General features: G+C 36.3%; 19 protein-coding genes. 13 read left to right on the top strand and 6 right to left on the bottom strand.

The annotated features are described in order from the left end of the window. Window positions 1–14: 14 nt before the first annotated feature. On the bottom strand, window positions 15–725 hold the full coding sequence (locus tag A5889_RS15045; protein ID WP_087639606.1) for an HAD family hydrolase: 711 nt from the start codon (window positions 723–725) through the stop codon (window positions 15–17). Window positions 726–1,513: 788 nt separating this feature from the next. Between A5889_RS15045 and A5889_RS15050 the strand changes: the two genes are divergently transcribed. Further along, the gene (locus A5889_RS15050; RefSeq protein ID WP_087639607.1) at window positions 1,514–3,229 is read left to right on the top strand and encodes an ABC transporter ATP-binding protein; all 1,716 of its coding nucleotides are present in this window, start codon (window positions 1,514–1,516) and stop codon (window positions 3,227–3,229) included. Between the two features lie 122 nt (window positions 3,230–3,351). Here the strand turns inward: A5889_RS15050 and trpS are convergent, their stop codons facing one another. Continuing rightward, entirely contained in the window at window positions 3,352–4,362 is a 1,011-nt protein-coding gene (gene trpS, locus A5889_RS15055) for a tryptophan--tRNA ligase (protein WP_087639608.1), read from the bottom strand. A 362-nt stretch (window positions 4,363–4,724) separates the two neighbouring features. On the opposite strand from trpS, the gene spxA reads away from it, so the two are divergent. The 4 genes from spxA (at window position 4,725) to pepF (ending at window position 9,304) form a co-directional block, all read left to right on the top strand. After that, a complete protein-coding gene (gene spxA, locus A5889_RS15060) occupies window positions 4,725–5,123 on the top strand; it encodes a transcriptional regulator SpxA (protein ID WP_010760718.1) in 399 nt (132 codons plus the stop codon). 390 nt (window positions 5,124–5,513) lie between these two features. Next, on the top strand, window positions 5,514–6,164 hold the full coding sequence (locus tag A5889_RS15065) for an adaptor protein MecA (protein WP_087639609.1): 651 nt from the start codon (window positions 5,514–5,516) through the stop codon (window positions 6,162–6,164). 90 nt (window positions 6,165–6,254) lie between these two features. Continuing rightward, window positions 6,255–7,454, top strand: coding sequence for a competence protein CoiA (locus tag A5889_RS15070; protein ID WP_254909539.1), 1,200 nt, complete (start codon window positions 6,255–6,257; stop codon window positions 7,452–7,454). Window positions 7,455–7,489: 35 nt separating this feature from the next. After that, window positions 7,490–9,304 carry an oligoendopeptidase F gene (gene pepF / locus A5889_RS15075; RefSeq protein WP_087639610.1) on the top strand — a complete coding sequence of 605 codons (1,815 nt, stop codon included), beginning with the start codon at window positions 7,490–7,492 and terminating at the stop codon, window positions 9,302–9,304. 36 nt (window positions 9,305–9,340) lie between these two features. Here pepF and A5889_RS15080 read toward each other — a convergent pair whose 3' ends face one another. Further along, the gene (locus tag A5889_RS15080) at window positions 9,341–9,991 is read right to left on the bottom strand and encodes a ClpXP adapter SpxH family protein (protein WP_087639611.1); all 651 of its coding nucleotides are present in this window, start codon (window positions 9,989–9,991) and stop codon (window positions 9,341–9,343) included. Window positions 9,992–10,100: 109 nt separating this feature from the next. Further along, window positions 10,101–10,694 (bottom strand): CYTH domain-containing protein, encoded by a 594-nt coding sequence (locus tag A5889_RS15085; protein ID WP_087639612.1) that lies wholly within the window; start codon window positions 10,692–10,694, stop codon window positions 10,101–10,103. 195 nt (window positions 10,695–10,889) lie between these two features. Between A5889_RS15085 and A5889_RS15090 the strand changes: the two genes are divergently transcribed. The 6 genes from A5889_RS15090 (at window position 10,890) to A5889_RS15115 (ending at window position 15,772) form a co-directional block, all read left to right on the top strand. Then, window positions 10,890–11,567 carry a GTP pyrophosphokinase gene (locus tag A5889_RS15090; RefSeq protein WP_087639613.1) on the top strand — a complete coding sequence of 226 codons (678 nt, stop codon included), beginning with the start codon at window positions 10,890–10,892 and terminating at the stop codon, window positions 11,565–11,567. A 10-nt stretch (window positions 11,568–11,577) separates the two neighbouring features. Continuing rightward, window positions 11,578–12,375 carry an NAD kinase gene (locus tag A5889_RS15095; RefSeq protein ID WP_087639614.1) on the top strand — a complete coding sequence of 266 codons (798 nt, stop codon included), beginning with the start codon at window positions 11,578–11,580 and terminating at the stop codon, window positions 12,373–12,375. A gap of 6 nt (window positions 12,376–12,381) precedes the next feature. Beyond that, entirely contained in the window at window positions 12,382–13,275 is an 894-nt protein-coding gene (locus tag A5889_RS15100) for an RluA family pseudouridine synthase (protein WP_087639615.1), read from the top strand. A gap of 19 nt (window positions 13,276–13,294) precedes the next feature. After that, window positions 13,295–14,656 carry a magnesium transporter gene (gene mgtE, locus A5889_RS15105; protein ID WP_087639616.1) on the top strand — a complete coding sequence of 454 codons (1,362 nt, stop codon included), beginning with the start codon at window positions 13,295–13,297 and terminating at the stop codon, window positions 14,654–14,656. A gap of 131 nt (window positions 14,657–14,787) precedes the next feature. Continuing rightward, a complete protein-coding gene (locus tag A5889_RS15110) occupies window positions 14,788–15,426 on the top strand; it encodes a TetR/AcrR family transcriptional regulator (protein WP_087639617.1) in 639 nt (212 codons plus the stop codon). 97 nt (window positions 15,427–15,523) lie between these two features. After that, the gene (locus tag A5889_RS15115; protein ID WP_087639618.1) at window positions 15,524–15,772 is read left to right on the top strand and encodes a hypothetical protein; all 249 of its coding nucleotides are present in this window, start codon (window positions 15,524–15,526) and stop codon (window positions 15,770–15,772) included. Between the two features lie 74 nt (window positions 15,773–15,846). Here A5889_RS15115 and A5889_RS15120 read toward each other — a convergent pair whose 3' ends face one another. Then, window positions 15,847–16,479 carry a copper homeostasis protein CutC gene (locus tag A5889_RS15120; protein WP_087639619.1) on the bottom strand — a complete coding sequence of 211 codons (633 nt, stop codon included), beginning with the start codon at window positions 16,477–16,479 and terminating at the stop codon, window positions 15,847–15,849. Between the two features lie 139 nt (window positions 16,480–16,618). Here A5889_RS15120 and A5889_RS15125 point away from each other — a divergent pair, with 139 nt between their 5' ends. Then, a complete protein-coding gene (locus A5889_RS15125) occupies window positions 16,619–17,464 on the top strand; it encodes a methyltransferase domain-containing protein (protein ID WP_087639620.1) in 846 nt (281 codons plus the stop codon). 240 nt (window positions 17,465–17,704) lie between these two features. Next, window positions 17,705–18,211, top strand: a complete 507-nt coding sequence (trmL, locus tag A5889_RS15130) for a tRNA (uridine(34)/cytosine(34)/5-carboxymethylaminomethyluridine(34)-2'-O)-methyltransferase TrmL (RefSeq protein WP_087639621.1) — start codon at window positions 17,705–17,707, stop codon at window positions 18,209–18,211. 135 nt (window positions 18,212–18,346) lie between these two features. Here the strand turns inward: trmL and A5889_RS15135 are convergent, their stop codons facing one another. After that, window positions 18,347–18,727 (bottom strand): VOC family protein, encoded by a 381-nt coding sequence (locus tag A5889_RS15135; RefSeq protein WP_087639622.1) that lies wholly within the window; start codon window positions 18,725–18,727, stop codon window positions 18,347–18,349. Between the last annotated feature and the right edge of the window lie 98 nt (window positions 18,728–18,825).

The raw sequence follows: 18,825 nt of genomic DNA on the forward strand, positions 1-18,825 counted from the left end.
CTATTTGTATTTCCTTATGAAAATATCGATTGAATGACTGGCAGCAATTCATCAAATGAAGTTACTTCATGAAGATGTGTTGGTGTTTCGTTTTCAGGTAAGGCTCTTAAGCGATGATTGAACCATAGAGAGTGCCAGCCGCCGTTTTTGGCACCAGCAATATCATTTTCAAAGCTGTCACCGACGTAAAGTGTGTGTGCAGCGTCCATAGAAAATTCTTTTGCTGCTAGGTCAAAAATTTCTTTTTCTGGTTTTTGAAAGCCAGTACTTTGAGAAATAATGATGTTATCAGTAGGGACCCATTGTTCAAGTTGAAGCTGTTTTACTTTTTTATATTGATGATCTGTTGGACCATTTGTAATGATTCCCATTGGAATATTTTTGTTTTTTAAGAAGTCAAAGACTTTTTTTAATTCAGGATGCATGACGATATTGTCTAATTCCTCTTCATATACTTTTTGAAAAGTGATGCCGTCTTCTTTTGTAACAGAAACATACCCTAAATCTTTCAATGATTCGTCGATTCGATAAAAACGCATAAAGTCTAATGTCCATTCATTGGACATTACTTTTGGAAATGTTTCATCGCTATGAAAGCGAAAACGAATGTAAAGCTCATGCATATCATCTGATTTCACAGTAGGAAAAACTGTATTGATCGCATTTCTAAAAGGCTGTTGTTGGTCATAAATCGTATCATCCACATCAAAAACAATAGTTTTCATTAAAAAAGTTGCACTCCTTAATATTTTTCAGAAATTTTTTCAATCTCATTTTCATTGTAGCGAATTTCACGAAAAAAGAACAGAAAGAAATTTTTAATGTTAGAGGCAAATTTTCTTGAAATAGAAGGCTGATTGCTATTGAATGTTAGCTAGATTCTTTAGAATAAGGCTTTTAAAAAAAAATGTACATTCAGTATAATATAAACAGAAACACCGATTAGGCCTATCTTCCCCAAGATATAAGCAACTTATCGGTGTTTTTCAATGATGTACATGTATGTATATAATTTAACAAATACTGGTCAGCTTTTCAAGTATTTGAAATAACAGAGATCAAAATGTATAAAAAACTAAAACTAAAGTTAATTATAAGAAGTACGAAGTAGTTATCTGATATTTATACTGATTATATCTGAAAATATTACCGATGGATTTATTAAAAAATTTTCATAATGATGTTGTCTACATGAAGAAATAACTATCTATTTCAACGACTTTAATTACCACAGAAGCTATTTTTTATTATTGTGGAAATCAAAATATATTATACGGATAATATGGATTTTAAAAATAGAATTATTATTTTCTATATTTAAAAAATAACGATCGTTCATTTTTTTATGCTTAAAAAATAAACTTTTTTCTCTTTTTTTACTTATCATGTGAATTTATTCTCAAGTTTTTTTTACTTTGCTTTTTGTAGAGTATGAAGTATTTTTTTCAAATTTTGCATCAATGCTTTTCTTTGCGTATAATATATAAGAGTCAAAAAGAGAAAGAGGGAGTTTATGTTAAAACGTTTTTTTAGCTATTATCGACCATATAAGCATTTATTTATCTTAGATTTTTCCTGTGCTGTTATTGCAGGTCTATTAGAATTATCATTTCCCGTCGTCGTCAATCAAGTGATCGACAAAATTATGCCTAAAGGTGATTTTCGTTTGATCGGATTGGCTTGTGTAGGCTTACTGTTTTTTTATATTTTAAACACAGTTTTACAATATATTGTTGTATTTTTTGGTCACAAATTAGGGGTCAATATTGAAACGGATATGCGCAGGGAGTTATATGAGCATTTACAGACTCAACCGTTCGAATATTATGACAACCAAAAAACAGGGAAGCTGATGAGCCGCTTAACGACTGATTTATTTGAAATTTCAGAAGTTGCCCATCATGGGCCAGAGGATGTTTTCATTACCGTGATGACATTGCTTGGTTCCTTTTATCTAATGCTTCGTATTCATGTCCAATTGGCGTTAGCAACGTTTGTTCTTTTACCATTCATCACGATTGCACTAGTCTTTTTCAATAAAAGAATGACAAAGGTCAATACTAAGATTTATGATAATCTAGGGGAATTCAACGCAGGCGTAGAAGCTTCAGTCAGTGGAATAAGAGTCACACAATCTTTTGCAAATGAACCTTTTGAGCGTCAACGCTTTGAGGGCTTGAATCAGGCTTATCGCCAATCAAAGATCATGTTTTATAAATTGATGGGTGTCAGCTCTGCATACAATTATTTTCTTATTCGCCTGATCAATCTCTTTACCTTGATTTTTGGCGCGTATTATACGATCAATGGTGAGATCACTAATGGTGATTTTGTTGGATTCATTTTGTTGGCAAATGTTTTTGTGCGTCCGATCGAGAAAGTCAATAACATGATCGAAAGTTATCCTAAAGGGATCGCTGGATTTAAACGTTTTACTGAGGAGATCGACAAGAAGCCAGCAATCAAGGATAAACCGAATGCGGTAGCTGTTGAGCATTTAACAGGAGATATCATTTATGATGATGTATCATTTTCATATGCAGATTCCACAAAAGTACTGAATCATATCGATTTGCATATTGTTCCTGGTGAAACGGTCGCGTTTGTAGGTCAAAGCGGTTCTGGTAAAACAACACTTTGCAATTTACTGCCGCGGTTTTATGAAGTAAGCGAAGGAAATATCACGATCGATGGAATCAACATTCAAGATATGACTTTAGCTTCATTAAGAAGTCAAATCGGGATCGTTCAGCAGGATGTATTTTTATTTCCGGGAACGATACGAGAGAATATTGCTTATGGAAAATTAGATGCAACAGAAGAAGAAATCCAAACGGCTGTCAAATTAGCCCATTTAGAAAAAGTGATTGATCAAATGTCTGAGGGCTTGGATACATTGATCGGTGAAAGAGGAGTTAAGCTTTCAGGTGGGCAAAAACAGCGTGTAGCAATTGCCCGAATGTTTTTAAAAAATCCGCCGATCTTGATTTTGGATGAAGCAACTTCTGCACTTGATACAGAAACAGAACAGGTCATCCAAGAATCACTGAATTCTTTAGCTGAAGGTAGAACAACAATGATCATTGCCCATCGTTTAGCAACGATCAAGCATGCAACACGTATCATCGTCGTCAGTGATCAAGGAATCCTAGAAGAAGGAACACATGAAGAACTGCTATCAAAAGGTGGACATTACCGTCGTTTACATGATGCACAGTTTAGAGATTGATCAACAAAAAGGGTGTGAAGCAAAAGTACAAAGATACTTTTGCTTCACACCCTAAATTCATATCTACACTGAGAATAGAAGTAATTTCTTAACTATACAATCGATCTACTTGGTTCAAGTCCTTATCTGCGCGGTTTTCTACCTAAGCCAATCGCATTTTTCATTCGTTGTAATGTCTTATTCGCAACTAGACGTGCCTGTTCAGCGCCTTTATCAAGGATCTCATCTAGTTCATCTGAAGCTAATAGTTCATTGTAGCGAGTTTGGATCGGCTCAAGTAGCTCAACAACAGCTTCTGCTAAATCAGACTTAAAATCACCATAGCCTTTGCCTTCATATTGAGTTACTATTTCTGCAACAGGACGACCTGTCACCGCTGAGAAAATACTTAATAGATTAGATATACCAGGTTTATTTTCTGGGTCATATTCGATGATTCCAGTAGAGTCAGTCACAGCTGATTTGATTTTTTTACGGATCACATTAGGTTCATCCAGCATAGAAATGAATCCTTTAGCATTCGTATCAGATTTGCTCATCTTACTTGTTGGATCTTGTAAACTCATCACGCGTCCGCCTTGTTCCGCAATTTTGACCTCAGGCATCACTAATAGTTCTTGGTTTGCCTGACCATAGCGTTTGTTAAAGCGTTCAACAAAGTCTCTAGTCAATTCTAAATGCTGCTTTTGGTCGTCTCCGACAGGAACTAGATTAGCGTTATATAAAATGATATCTCCAACCATCAACGGCGGATATGTCAAAAGACCGGCACTCACACCAGTTCGTCCATTTTTTTGTGATTTATCTTTGAATTGAGTCATACGTTCAAGCTCGCCGATCGTTGTATTACACTGGATGATCCAGGCAGCTTCTGCGTGTGCTGATACTTCAGATTGAATAAAGATCGTTGCTTTCTCAGGATCTAACCCAACTGCTAAATATAAAGCTGCTAGGCCGCGGATTTGCTGTCGCAATTTAATAGGATCTTGAGGGACTGTGATCGCATGCTCATCAACGATACAAAAGTAGCAATCATAATGATTCTGCAAATCAACAAACTGTTTCATTGCACCGATATAATTACCGATCGTTGGTATTCCGCTTGGCTGTATGCCAGAAAAAATTGTTTCCATAAAGTAACCACCTTAATCAATTAATAAACGTTATTGTTATCATTATACAGCTAAAAGAAAAAAAAAACAGGGAAACAAAGAAAAAAACTAAATTGTCACAATTTCTGGACTAATACAGATAGAATAATAGGGGAAACTGTATCATTTTTCACTCGCGTGAAACCGCTATATTTTTTCGTGACTAAGTGGCAATTTATCTTTGCTTATTAAAAAAAAAACGTAAAATAACGAAAAAACTATGCTTTTTTTCAAAAAAAGACCTAGTATTTTTATTAGAAATTGGGTATACTTACATTAAACAGGTAAACAGTTTGATTTCCTGTTTTAAAAAAGTATTACTAATCACAAAAGGAGTGATGCACATGTTGACACTTTATACTTCCCCAAGTTGTACGTCTTGCCGTAAGGCTCGTGCGTGGTTGCAAGAACACGAGATTCCATTCAAAGAAAGAAATATTTTTTCAGAACCATTGAATATTTCTGAATTGAAAGCAATCTTGCGAATGACAGAAGACGGAACTGAAGAAATTATTTCTACCCGTTCTAAGGTCTTCCAAAAACTTAATATGGATTTGGATGAGCTGCCATTGCAAGATTTACTAGAATTAGTAAAAGAGAATCCAGGATTGTTGCGTCGGCCAATAATGATTGATGAAAAAAGATTACAGGTTGGTTTTAATGAGGATGAAATTCGACGTTTCTTGCCAAGAGGAGTTCGGCAGTTAGAATTACGTCAAGCGCAACTAATGGCAGGTTTATAAAATTTAAGCAGAGGGACTGGGACATAACTCTACGAGTTACGACCCAGTCCTTTTAAAAACGAATAAACATTGAAAGCAGGAGTGATTATTGTCATATCAGCTATGTCGTATAGTTTCACTGCTTTTCGATTACATCAATTTTTAAGTACGAAATATATAGAAAGTTTGAACGCATAAGCCTCGTTGCTGAACGGTTCTGTCCTGAATTTTTTACATAGAACAATCAAATTTTTATAGAAAAGTAAACATATATGCTACTAGAGTTAAGGAAAGTAATAAGAGAACAGTTTATTTACAAATATTGTTACTTTTCCCTTTACATTTGGCGTGATTCCGCTACAATGTACGTAAGAATAAGTTTCCTGAAAAGCAAAAGTGAGGTGTAGCGACATGGAAATGGAACATATCAATGAAAATACCATACGGGTATTGATTGGCAATGAAGATCTGGCTGACCGAGGGATTACGTTTTTAGATTTACTTGGCAATCATAAGGAGGTAGAAAATTTTTTCTACAGCATTCTAGAAGAAGTTGATGTGGAAGATGAATTTCAAGGCAGTGAAGCTGTTACCTTTCAGGTTCTGCCAAAAAGTGATGGGTTAGAACTTTTTATTAGTAAAAATGCTTCGATGGATGATGTTTCTAATTTTGAAAATTTTAATGATTTGAGCTCAGAAGAAGTGAGTAATATTATTCGAAAACAAATAGAAGATGACTTTGCTGATGACACACAAGAATTTTCTGATAATACAGTAAAAAATTTAGTGTTTGAACTGAATGATTTTGAAACAATGATTCAATTAGCAAATGAAGTTTATCTACAGTCTGTGATAGCGAATTTATATACATTTAAAGGAACATATTATCTGCAAGTTATTTTCTTGCTGGATGAGTTAGGGAAAAATGATGTGGAAAATGAATTAGCACAATTATTAGAATTTGCTCGTTTATCGACAGTCACTCCTGAAACCTTAAATGAATATGGTACGTGTATTATGGAAAGAAACGCATTGGAATTGACTAGATATTACTTTGAATAGACTCAATGAAACTGAAACAGCACACATATTAGGTGCTGTTTCAGTTTTTTTCGTGCATCATTGAAAAAAGTGCGTATATTAGCATTAGAGGTGATCACTATATTAAATGCATATACGCAAGACAAAGAGCTCATCACATTACTCCATAAGACCAGAGAAGAGATAGACGAGCTAAAAGGAGTCCAATATTTTTGCCCTATTTGTGAAGCCGTTGTTCAAATCAAGAACGGACGTATAAAAATTCCTCATTTTGCACATTATAATCGAAGTCATTGTCCGTTTGCCACAGATGGAGAAACACAGGAGCATCTTTTTTTGAAGGAAATGTTTGCAGCGTGGTGTGAATCTGAAGGGCTTGCTTATGAATTGGAGAAATATTTGCCGGAAATCAATCAGCGGCCAGACCTACTGATCGGAAAGATCGCTGTGGAATTTCAATGCAGTCCTTTAAGTTTATCAAGATTGACCGAAAGAAGTAAGAACTATCGAGATAATGGGTATCAGGTTGTTTGGATCTGTGGGAAAAAGATCCTTCGTGATTTCAATAGTTTAACAGAACTAGCGAAAAATTTATGTTATTATTCTGAAAACATCGGTTTCTATTTATGGGCAGCAGATTGGCAAAAAAAGGAGCTTTCCTTATACTTTCATTTAGAAGAAGATTGGAAAAAGAGGGTCTATTCTGCTAAAAAAACTTGGCCGCTGTTTACAGATTTTCTTCTTAAAATCATTCATTTTCCCGTGACTGCAGTGCTGCATCATTACAGAGAATATCAGGTTGGACAGTTGATTTCAGCTTATTATGATGAACTGAATAAAAAACTATGTAAAAGAGAAGAGCAGGTACGATTGATTCAATCTCAATTATATAACAACCATTTTCATATTCTCCAATTGCCTTATTGGTTTTACTATCCAGGTCTTCATATTTTTTGCTGTGTCGGATCAGATATGCTGTTAAAATTGATCGTTTGGAAATGGGTACAGTTTTTTGATCAGAATGTTTTTTTGCCTGATGAATTAAAAGCATCTTTGATGGCTGAATTAGCAAAATCAATAGAATTATTTTATGATTTTCCCAATATTTCGTTAGGATCGATTCAAAAGTATTGCTTTGAGCAATTGCTTCGTCGTCTGGTTCATTGTCAGCATTTGATCAAAACGTCAAAAGGTTGGAAAGTAGATGCAGGGGAAAATGAATATTGTGTTGCCGATATCCACAAATGGCTGAAAAGTATTGAAAAGAAACGCGTAATCAGTGCTACTCCACATCAAAATATGATACTATAAATCTATGAAAAATAATTCTTAAAGGAGTAGATATGATGAGCGGAGCAAAACAATTACCAGAACGTTCCACATTACCTATTGAAATGACTTGGGATCTAACTAAAATTTTTAAGGACGATCAGGCATTTGACGATGCTTACCAAGTGTTGACGAAAGAATTACAAGAAGTAGAAAAATATAAAGGGACGCTGGATCAGGGCAGTACAGCTTTTTTAAATAGTATTGAGATGCTGCTAAAAGTATATCGACAAATCGAAGTCATCTACGTGTATGCTCATTTAAAAAATGATCAGGATACATCGAATGCAACCTATCAAGCATTGTATTCTAGAGCGAGCTCATTATTTGCACAAGTCAGTGAGGCAGTTGCGTGGTTTGAGCCAGAATTATTATCTTTAAATGATGATCTGATTTGGGGATATTTTGCTGAGAAGCCAGAATTGGAAATTTATCGACACTTTGTTGAAAATATCCTAAATGAACGTCCGCATATTTTATCCGCAGAGCAAGAAGCGCTACTAGCAGGCGCTAGTGAAATTTTTGGTGCTTCAAGTGATACATTTTCAATTTTGAACAATGCAGATTTGAAATTCCCTGTGATCGAGGATGAAAATGGTGAAAAAGTTCAATTGACTCATGGCGTTTATGGCCAGTTAATGGAAAATATCGATAGAGATGTTCGTGAAAAGGCATTTAAAGCGCTGTATTCAGTGTATGATCAGTTCCAAAATACATTTGCGCAAACGTTGAGTTCTCATGTCAAAGCGCATAATTATAAGGCAAAGATTAGAAACTATCCATCGGCTAGAGCAGCTGCATTAAGTAGTAACCATATACCTGAAAGTGTCTACGATACGTTGTTAGATGTTGTAAATAAGCATTTACCGTTGCTTCATCGATATGTTGCATTACGGAAACGTTTACTGAACCTAGAAGAACTGCATATGTATGATATGTATACGCCGATTTTAGGAGAAGCCTCGATCAAATACTCTTATGAAGAAGCAAAAGAAAAAGCACTGGCTGCATTAAAACCAATGGGAGAGGAATACCTGACCATTGTTGAAACAGCGTTTAATGATCGTTGGATCGATGTCATTGAAAATCAAGGGAAACGAAGCGGTGCATATTCATCAGGAGCATATGACACAGCACCATATATTTTGATGAATTGGCATGACAGTCTAGATCAACTCTATACATTAGTACATGAGATGGGTCACAGCGTGCACAGCTATTTTACTCGTAACAATCAACCTTATGTTTATGGGGATTATTCGATTTTCTTAGCTGAGATTGCGTCTACTACAAATGAAAACATTTTAACAGAGCATCTTTTAGAGACAGAAACGGATCCGCGCATCAGAGCGTATGTACTGAACCATTATTTAGATGGATTCAAAGGAACGATTTTCCGTCAAACACAGTTTGCTGAATTTGAGCATTTTATTCACACTGAAGATGCGAAAGGAACGCCTTTGACTAGCGAGTATTTAAGTGAATATTATGAGCAGCTGAATGCAAAATTCTATGGACCGGATGTTGTGAAAGACCCAGAAATCACGTTGGAATGGACACGAATTCCACATTTTTACTATAATTATTATGTTTATCAATACGCAACAGGTTTCTCAGCCGCTTCTGCTTTAGCAAATAAAATTTTAGCAGAAGAACCGCAAGCATTAGAAAATTATTTGACCTATTTGAAATCAGGAAGCAGTGATTATCCGATCGAAGTTATGAAAAAGGCTGGTGTGGATATGACTCAGCCACAGTATATAGAAGATGCAATGAAAGTTTTTGAAACACGTTTGAATGAATTAGAGAAACTTGTAGAGTCAATGGAATAGAAAAAAAGCCTCCTTTTAGATAAGGAGGTTTTTTGTTTAAAGTAAATGTAGGTGACCATGAGGAACTCTTGAATCATTGAAATGGTTCAATTCGAATTTTTCATGGAAATATTGTAAGTTATCTTCCGAAGTCTCACAAAGGCTTTTGATTTCATCCATAGATTCACAATCTTCAACAAGTACGCCAAAATCACGATCACAAGCGTAATTATAAACAACTGCAGAAGGATGCTTAGTAATGCCCATCTCTCGAGCGATTTGTTGATCAGTTTGGAATGATTCCTTAACAAAATCAGAAGTACGATCAGCATGGAACATCTCTAAATCACCACCAGCTTCTACAACAAGTTTTTCAACTAACTCTGATGAGTAAGGTTGATTATCAACTGCTACAGCTTGTTGAAGACCGAGAAGTAAATGACGACCTTTCTTTTTTCCTTGTAGCTGTGCAGCTTTGTAATCAAGAGCTGCGGAATAGATATCTTCAAACAATTGATTTCGTTGTTCAATATCATGTGCGGGGATATCAAATAACTTTATCAGGTGGTTTATCGTTTTCATATTAACTAATGGAATGAAACGAAACTGAATTTTCTTATTTTCCGTTTCAACTAATTTTAAAATATCCTTTTCTATGTTGAGACAAATGCCCCCCAAAGGATTAACGAACAGATAGATTTCAATCATTCATACTTCCTCCAATTTGACTCTTTTTTTGCAACTAGACATCATTTCTCAACTAAGTGACCCTAATTTATCAGAAAACTTGGGAAAATTGAAATGATATGTTTTACCATTATAACTTCTTAATCTTTTTACTTGAGCTTTGCATCATTCGCTGAATTTTATTTGGTGATGGCTTTTCTTTGATATTCAAAGTATCCAATAAAGCAAAAAATTCTTTTTTACCAATAATGGAATCACTAACTTCTAATTCTAATTCAAAATCATGCTGCTCGTTGTACCAACTTTCATCTAGCGCGAGTAAACCTTGGGGAAGTTTTTTTTCTGCTCGTTTAGTTGTTAAGCTGCCGATTAAACGTAAATCGTCTTTGGCAATGCCTAATGTAATCAATTTATTGTAAACAGCCCCTGAGTTAGGGAGTATGCCTGAGTCAATAATTGCTTGTGCTTGCGCAGTGGAAAGCGAATCATTGATCTCTAATAAACCGACCTTTTCAGGTACTTTCAAAGTGATTTCTGCTTTTTTCGATAGTGTTCGAACTCTTAAACCAATGTGCTTTTCTTTTAACTGGAAATCAGCTGTATCGAAATAGTAATTGGTTTGTGTAAAAAAGTGGTTTTCTTCTAATTGAAAAAAATCAGCGGTGCGCAAAAATTCTTCTTTAGATAATAAGGTTTTAAATTCTATTTCTAAATTTTCACTCACTACTTTTTGACCCACTTTCTTTAATTTAATTCAATTTTTACATACTTTACCCATTTACGTCAAGAAAAGTGAACTAGAAGTTAAAAAGTTTACGAAAGTCTAAAAAAAACAGACAATTTCTCAAAATGTCCTATTTTTCTCAGCTCTATGGTAAAATAAGCTGTGAATCAAATTCAAGGAAATAGAGGGATTAGGATGGAGAAAGAGTGGGAGCTTTTTCTGGCACCTTATGAACAGGCTGTTGGAGAAATGAAAGTCAAACTGCGCGGTATTCGTAAGCAGTTTCGAGAACAAAACAAACATACGCCTATTGAGTTTGTAACTGGACGTGTGAAACCAGTCGATAGTATTTTAACCAAAGCAGCTTTGCGGAATATTCCAGTAGAACGAATTGAAGAGGAAATGCAGGATATAGCTGGTCTTAGGATCATGTGTCAATTTGTGGAAGACATCCGTCAAGTGGTGGATATCATTCGCAATAGAAAAGATTTACGAATCATTCAAGAGCGAGATTATATCACGAATAAGAAAGAAAGCGGCTATCGTTCGTATCATTTAGTGATCGAATATCCTGTCCAATTGATCACAGGTGAAAAGAAAATTTTAGCTGAGATTCAGATTCGGACATTAGCAATGAATTTTTGGGCGACCATTGAGCATTCATTAAATTATAAATATCAAGGTGTTTTTCCCGAAGAAATGAAAGAACGTCTGCAAAGAGCAGCAGAAGCAGCCTATCAATTAGATGAGGAAATGTCCACGATTCGTGAAGAAATTCAAGAAGCGCAGCATTTATTCTCTCATGGGCGGGGAAAATTTCAAGATGATTATTATCAACGATTATCTGAAAAGAAAGAGAAACTAGATCAATAGGAGGCATCAGATGAAAGTAGCAATTGTTCATAATCATGAGCATCTGTCAAAAGAAGTGACAGGGCGTCTGCTTTTGCTGTTAAAGCAAAATAACATTGAAATCGATGAACAACAGCCGGAACTGGTGATTTCTGTAGGTGGAGACGGTACATTGTTATCGGCCTTTCACCGCTTCAACCATCGCTTGGATGAGGTTAGTTTTTTAGGTGTCCATACAGGACATCTAGGATTTTATACGGATTGGCGGGACTATGAACTTGAAGAATTAGTGCAAAGCTTGTTAGTTCATCAGGAAAAAAGCATTAGTTATCCATTATTAGATGTGAAAATCAGTTTTCACGGGAATAAGCCTGACAAGCATTTTCTAGCTTTGAATGAGTCAACGATCAAGCGTGCTAATCGGACGATGGTAGCAGATGTATTTATTAAAGATGAGCTGTTTGAACGCTTTCGGGGGGATGGCTTGTCTGTTTCTACACCGACGGGCTCAACAGCTTATAACAAGAGTATTGGCGGAGCTGTTTTACACCCAAGCATCAATGCCTTTCAATTAGCTGAGATCGCCTCATTGAACAATCGTGTCTTTCGAACGTTAGGATCTCCGATCGTGATTGCTCATACCGAATGGGTCGAAATCAAACTGCAGGAAAGTAATGACTATCTGATCACAGTCGATCAGTTGGATATTTATCAAGATGACATCAAATCGATTTATTATCGTATTGCTGATGAACGAATCCATTTTGCGTCATATCGGCATATGCATTTTTGGCATCGAGTGAAGGATGCATTTATTAGTGAGGATTAAAGGAAAATGGAATTTAGTTGGATTGTAGAGAAAGAAGAGCCGCAGCAAGTAAAATATTTTTTAAAAGAGCAGGGGATATCTAGGGGCCTCCTAGCCAAAATCAAGTTTCAAGGTGGTAAGATCGAAGTCAATGAATCAGTCGAAAATGTTTTATTTAAGCTGTCTTTAGGCGATCGAGTTAAAGTGACGATCCCGGATGAACTGGAACATGAGACGTTATTGGTTGACGATAAACCTTTAGAAATTTTATTTGAGGATGAGCACTATTTAGTAGTTAATAAACCAGCTGGAGTTGCCTCTATTCCATCTCAGTATCACCCGAATGGTACGATGGCTAATCGAGTCAAAGCATATTATAAAGCTCAGGGGTATAAAAATCAGGTGATTCATGTAGTTACTCGTTTGGATCGTGATACCACAGGATTGATGTTATTTGCAAAGCATGGTTTTGCTCATGCCATGCTGGATCAAGAACTACGGCAAAAGAAAGTCGTAAAAATTTATCAGGCGTTGGTTGGCGGACATGTAGAGTCATTATCTGAACATGGGAAAATCGATCAGCCAATAGGAAGAGATTTGTCGTCAATATTGAAGCGCACGATCGTTGAGACAGGGCAACAAGCTGAGACGGAATACTGGTTGTTGAAGCGTCAAGCAGATCAAGCCTTGGTGAATATCCAGCTGCATACAGGAAGAACGCATCAAATCAGAGTACACTTTGAATCGATCGGCTGTTCGTTATTAGGGGATGAGATGTATGGCGGTAATATGGATCAAGGAATCGAACGTCAGGCGCTGCATTGCTGCCAGTTGAATTTTGTTCATCCTTTTTCAAAAGAGTATATGGAATTAAGGTCTCCTTTAGCAGATGATATGAAAAAAATTGCAGCACGATTATAGCGAGGAAGGAGCGGTATATGTGAATGAAGGACAGGAAATGGAAGAGCATTTCTCGCTGTTGCTAGAGACGCTGCAGAAACAGGAAATGACTGAGTTTCGCGAATTGTTTTTAGCACTTCACATTTATGAACAAGGACAATTTTATCAATCGATCGATGAAACAGATCGAAAACAGATCTATAGCTACTTGTCACCAAAAGAGCTGGCGGATATGTTTGATGTGATCGAAGAAGATAATGAAAACATGAAAGACTACATCGCTGAAATGCGGCCAAGCTATGCAGCCGAGATGCTGTCAGAAATGTATACAGATAACGCGGTTGACTTATTGAATAAATTGGATAAAAGCCAAAAGGCTAAATATCTGAGCTTAATGAGTTCGGAAGATGCCGGTGAGATCAAAGAGCTGCTACATTATGAAGATGACACGGCTGGGGCGATCATGACCACTGAGTTTGTTTCGATTGTGGCTAATCAGACTGTTCGTTCAGCGATGTATGTATTGAAAAATCAAGCAGATGTTGCGGAAACTATCTATTATGTGTATGTCGTCGATCAGGAAAATCATTTAGTCGGAGTTATTTCCTTGCGTGATTTGATCGTGAATGATGATGATACCATGATTTCCGACGTTTTGAGTGAACGGGTCATCTCGGTTCATGTGGGAGACGATCAAGAAGATGTTGCTCAAACGATTCGTGACTATGACTTTCTGGCATTGCCGGTCACGGATTATGATGATCACTTATTAGGGATCGTCACTGTCGATGATATCATTGATGTTATCGATGATGAGGCTGCCAGTGATTACTCTGGTTTAGCAGGGGTCAACGTAGAAGAGGTAAGTGAAAATCCAATTAAAGCCGCATCCAAACGTCTTCCGTGGTTGATTACGCTATTATTTTTAGGAATGTCTACAGCAACGTTGATCAGCCATTATGAAGAATTAGTTAGTGAAGCAAGTATTTTGGCTGTATTCATTTCATTGATTACAGGAACGGCTGGTAATGCTGGTACGCAATCGTTGGCGGTTGCAGTTAGGCGGCTTGCTGTTTCAGATGAAAAAGACAATAGTTTTGTTCGCTTGATCATCAGTGAGGTATTGACGGGATTGGTGACAGGTGCTGTAACTGGAGTTTCTATTTTTGTTGTCGTGGGAATTTGGCAGCATAATTTTCCGCTTGGTTTTGTAATTGGCATGGCAATGCTTTGTGCGATCACTGTTGCGAATTTGGCTGGAAGTTTGATTCCTATGCTGATGGATAAATTGGGTTTCGATCCTGCAGTGGCCAGTGGTCCATTCATTACAACATTGAGTGATTTGACCAGTGTACTGATCTATTTTAATATCGCTAGTTTGTTCATGCAGTATTTTGTATAAGGAAGAATCTAAACTTTTGATATAAGATTTAATAACTAAAACATACTCAAAAATGAGTGTGTTTTTTTTATTTGACAAAAAAATTGTCATAAGATAAGATACATACTAACGGTATGTATAGAGGTGAATAAATGGCACGGAATAAATATCCTGAAGAGACAGTGAAAAAGATTTTGGATGTATCAGAACAACTTTTTATAGAAAAGGGATATGATCATACCACTATTCAAGATATTGTTGATAACTTAGGCGGATTGACTAAAGGTGTAATCTATCATCATTTTAAATCTAAAGAAGAGATCTTCAATACGATCTTAGAAAAACGATATACAGTTGATATCAATAAGCAAATTCAATCATTGGAAGGAATCAGTGGTTTTGAAAAAATCAAGCGGATCAACAGGATCAGCCTTCGATCATTAGAACATCAGAAATTAGCCTTTTCTGCGAAATCGTTGATCACAGATCCTAGGGTGATCGGTGAGTTGTATATAGAAGCATTTCAAAAAACGATCCCTTACCTTCAAGGAGTCATTGAAGAAGGGATTCAAGATGGTTCTATCTCAACGCAATATCCTCAAGAAATCGCTGAACTGATCGTTCTTTCAACGAATATGTGGTTAGCGCCTTCTTTATATAAAATGAATGAAGAGGAACTTTTAAACAAATTGAATTTTTTTAAGCAGTTATATGATGGGGTTCAATTTCCGTTGATCGATGATGAGTATATTCAAGATGTCGTTACCATGTATAGAGTGATCAAAGAATAAAGATACTAGGAGCATTTTTATTTTTAATATATACATACTAATGGTATGTATATAGATTTAGTTTATAGAGTAGTAAAAAAATGAAGGAGGAAAAATGATGATCAATGAAGTAAACAGAAAAATCAACCAGTTAAATAAAAAAGTGGGAAGTCAGATTCGAGTCCCAAAATTGACTAAGCGAAGAATGAATCAGAGTGCCTTGACGAATTTGGTTGTTGGTGGATTCATAGCAAGTGCGGGTATCATTTTTGAAAGAAAAGAACTATTTTTTTTAGGAGGTCTAGGACTGGTAGGAAGTCTCGTAATGAGTATTGAAGCTAGTAATATTAAGAATGATGAAGAGTAAAGGAGAAGAGCTTAAGACAAACAGAAAAAGCAGTTTATTTCTAAATAAACTGCTTTTTCCTCATTTTCTTTGGGTTATCCTACAATTTTTGTTCCATGAACTTCGGTTACCTGCAGCGCATTGACAACAGTGTCTAAATTTTTATCTGAAATACCTCCGCCAGGGAGAATAAGGATTCGATCATTTGCATAGGCGATCAATTCTTTTAAATGATCAAAATTATCTTCGATTGGTGTTCCGCTAGGACCGCCATGCGTCAAGATTCGATGAACCTCATGATCTGCTAGCCAATCGATGGCTTTGAATTGTTTTTCTTTCGGTAAGGCATCGAAAGCCATATGGAAGGTGATTTGTAAGCCTTCTGCAGTTTCGATCAACAGCTCCAACGCATCCTCATCAAGCCATCCATCCTCTGTTAAGCAGCCTAAAACGACACCGTCAGTGCCTATTTTTTTTGCTTCGATCAAGTCTGTATGCATGATCTTTAATTCGATATCATTATAGACAAAATCACCTCCGCGCGGTCTGATGATTGTCATCACAGGAACAGAATGCTCACCAGCATAAGCAATTACTTCTTCAATAACGCCTGTACTTGGTGTTGTTCCGCCAACAGCAAGATTGTCGCATAGCTCGATGCGGTTAGCCCCATTTCGGATAGCTGTTGGGATATTTGTAAAATTCTCAGCACAAAATTCTTTGATCATTGGTTCCACTCCTCATTTTTGCTTCACAGGCATTGTACCATAGTTCAGCTAGTTGCCAAAGCGTTGTTCTCGTTGTAAGATAAATAACGATAGTTTAAGAAAGTGTAATAGAACTTTTTAATAGAATAGGAAGAAGTCTATGTTAAAAAAAATTGAGGCAGCACGTAACTTTTTAGAAGAACATCAACAACAATTTCTATGTCCAGTTTGCCATGAACAAGTTCAGTTAAACGAATACAGCTTAACCTGTAAATTAGGACATCGGTTTGATCTTTCAAAAAAAGGGACGCTTTATTTTCTTTCACATAGTATTCAAACAGAATACCGTAAAGAAATGTTAGAGCCTCGTGGACGTATGATCAAAAGCGGGATGTATCACCCGTTATTAGAAAAAATCAGTGAGCATATCGAACCGACTGCCAGTGTGTTGGATGTAGGATGTGGTGAGGGTAGCTTCTTATCTGAACTTAGCAAACTGGGGTTACGTGGGTCAAAAGTTGGCTTTGATATTTCTAAAGAGGGAATTTATTTAGCTAGTAACCAAGCAGTCGATGCTTTTTGGTGCGTCGCTGATTTAACCAACTTGCCATTTGCAGATCACTCAATGAATACGATCTTGAATATTTTTTCACCATCACACTATCAAGAATTTCGTCGTGTTTTGACAAAAGATGGAGCATTGGTCAAGGTCATACCAGAAGCGGATTATCTGAAAGAACTGAGGGCAGCATTTTATCCGGACGACGAACGGAAGCAATCTTATTCAAACGAAAAAGTCTTTGCGAAATTTTCTGAAGAGATGGATATTTTAGTGGATGAAAGAATCCGTTATACCTTTCATATTCCGGAAGAAAATCGTTTGGATTTATTAGAAATGTCACCCTTGGAGTGGGGCGCTACAGAACAAGTGAAAGAAACATTGAAAAAGGACCCGTTGAAAGAAATTACAATTGACGTCCGAATGTTAAAAGGAAAGGTGGGATAACGCTTACATTTAGTTAATTTACGAAAAGGTATTGCAAAGCTCCAATATTGGTGTTATATTACATACAAGTTGTTTTTTCATTGGTTTTTATCAGGTTCCTGTTCTGATAAAAGTTAGTGAGAAGAGCTTCACTAACGTAACGACTCGCAGTGATTGACACCGAGGCGGTACGTTTTTTTTATGTTGATAATGAATAAAAAAGTGAGAATTATGTCATTCAATTGAAAGGAAATTGTAATCATGACCAACCATATTGTCTTATTTGAACCACAGATCCCGGCAAATACAGGGAATATTGCTCGCACATGTGCAGCAACGAATTCTCCTCTACATCTCATTGAGCCGTTAGGTTTCTCTACAGATGACAAACACCTGAAACGTGCAGGATTGGATTATTGGAATGATGTGAATATTACGTATCATAAAGATCTGGAGGCGTTTATAAATCATTTAGGTGAACATTCACTACATCTGATCACCAAATTTGCGAATCAAACATATAGCGAAGTAGATTATGCAGATGAAAAAGATCATTATTTTATGTTTGGGAAAGAAACCACAGGATTGCCGGAAGAATTTATGCGGGAGAATACAGAAAAATGTTTACGTATCCCGATGAATGATGAGCATGTCCGTTCATTAAACTTGTCGAATACGGTGGCTTTGGTCGTTTATGAAGCATTGCGGCAGCAAAACTTCCCTCAGTTGGAATTACAGCATCACTACGAGAATGATAAAATAGATTAACTTAAAAAGAGCTTGAGAACAAGGGCGATTAGGTTCGATCAAGCATCGAAGAATCTGATTTTTCACCGTTAGCTATAAAGTTTTAGAGTGCGAAACAAAACTGTTTTTTAGTTTTGTTTCGCACTTTTTTTGTGATTATTCATGAAGCTCTAACGGCAAGCCATCAGGATCAAAGAGAAAAGTCATTTTTTCTCCAGTAAAAGTGTCCGTTCGAATGGGCTCACAATCGATATCTTTACTTTTCAAATCGGCGATAACTTCTTCAATATTTGTCACTTTAAACGCTAGGTGTCTTAATCCTAGTGCTTCTGGGTAAGAGGGACGTTTTGGATAATCAGAGGAAATGAATAATTCTAGTTCGTAAACACCTAGTTTTAAATCAAGTTTGATATCGTTTTTATCTTCTCTATGATTTTCACGAATGATCTGAAAACCAAGTTTGTCTACATAGAATTCGATCGTCTGCTCATAATTTGAACAGTTGATCGCAATATGATGAATGGTTGTTAAAAACAAGGGAATGCCTCCTTCAAGTTGGTTGATCGTGCGTCTCCTATTATACGCTATTTTTCTAGAGAAAACCTTAGAGGTGAATGGAATTTTTATAATGAAAA

This window comes from Enterococcus sp. 9D6_DIV0238 (genome assembly GCF_002174455.2).
GTDB classification, from domain to species: domain Bacteria; phylum Bacillota; class Bacilli; order Lactobacillales; family Enterococcaceae; genus Enterococcus_L; species Enterococcus_L dunnyi.

Coding starts and splice junctions, on each gene's coding strand:
- trpS (WP_087639608.1), bottom strand. CDS start 4,362: ATGGAAACAATTTTTTCTGGCATACAGCCAAGCGGAATACCAACGATC.
- trmL (WP_087639621.1), top strand. CDS start 17,705: ATGACCAACCATATTGTCTTATTTGAACCACAGATCCCGGCAAATACA.
- A5889_RS15050 (WP_087639607.1), top strand. CDS start 1,514: ATGTTAAAACGTTTTTTTAGCTATTATCGACCATATAAGCATTTATTT.
- A5889_RS15095 (WP_087639614.1), top strand. CDS start 11,578: ATGAAAGTAGCAATTGTTCATAATCATGAGCATCTGTCAAAAGAAGTG.
- A5889_RS15090 (WP_087639613.1), top strand. CDS start 10,890: ATGGAGAAAGAGTGGGAGCTTTTTCTGGCACCTTATGAACAGGCTGTT.
- A5889_RS15100 (WP_087639615.1), top strand. CDS start 12,382: ATGGAATTTAGTTGGATTGTAGAGAAAGAAGAGCCGCAGCAAGTAAAA.
- A5889_RS15115 (WP_087639618.1), top strand. CDS start 15,524: ATGATCAATGAAGTAAACAGAAAAATCAACCAGTTAAATAAAAAAGTG.
- pepF (WP_087639610.1), top strand. CDS start 7,490: ATGAGCGGAGCAAAACAATTACCAGAACGTTCCACATTACCTATTGAA.
- A5889_RS15125 (WP_087639620.1), top strand. CDS start 16,619: ATGTTAAAAAAAATTGAGGCAGCACGTAACTTTTTAGAAGAACATCAA.
- A5889_RS15110 (WP_087639617.1), top strand. CDS start 14,788: ATGGCACGGAATAAATATCCTGAAGAGACAGTGAAAAAGATTTTGGAT.
- A5889_RS15045 (WP_087639606.1), bottom strand. CDS start 725: ATGAAAACTATTGTTTTTGATGTGGATGATACGATTTATGACCAACAA.
- A5889_RS15120 (WP_087639619.1), bottom strand. CDS start 16,479: ATGATCAAAGAATTTTGTGCTGAGAATTTTACAAATATCCCAACAGCT.
- A5889_RS15065 (WP_087639609.1), top strand. CDS start 5,514: ATGGAAATGGAACATATCAATGAAAATACCATACGGGTATTGATTGGC.
- spxA (WP_010760718.1), top strand. CDS start 4,725: ATGTTGACACTTTATACTTCCCCAAGTTGTACGTCTTGCCGTAAGGCT.
- A5889_RS15080 (WP_087639611.1), bottom strand. CDS start 9,991: ATGATTGAAATCTATCTGTTCGTTAATCCTTTGGGGGGCATTTGTCTC.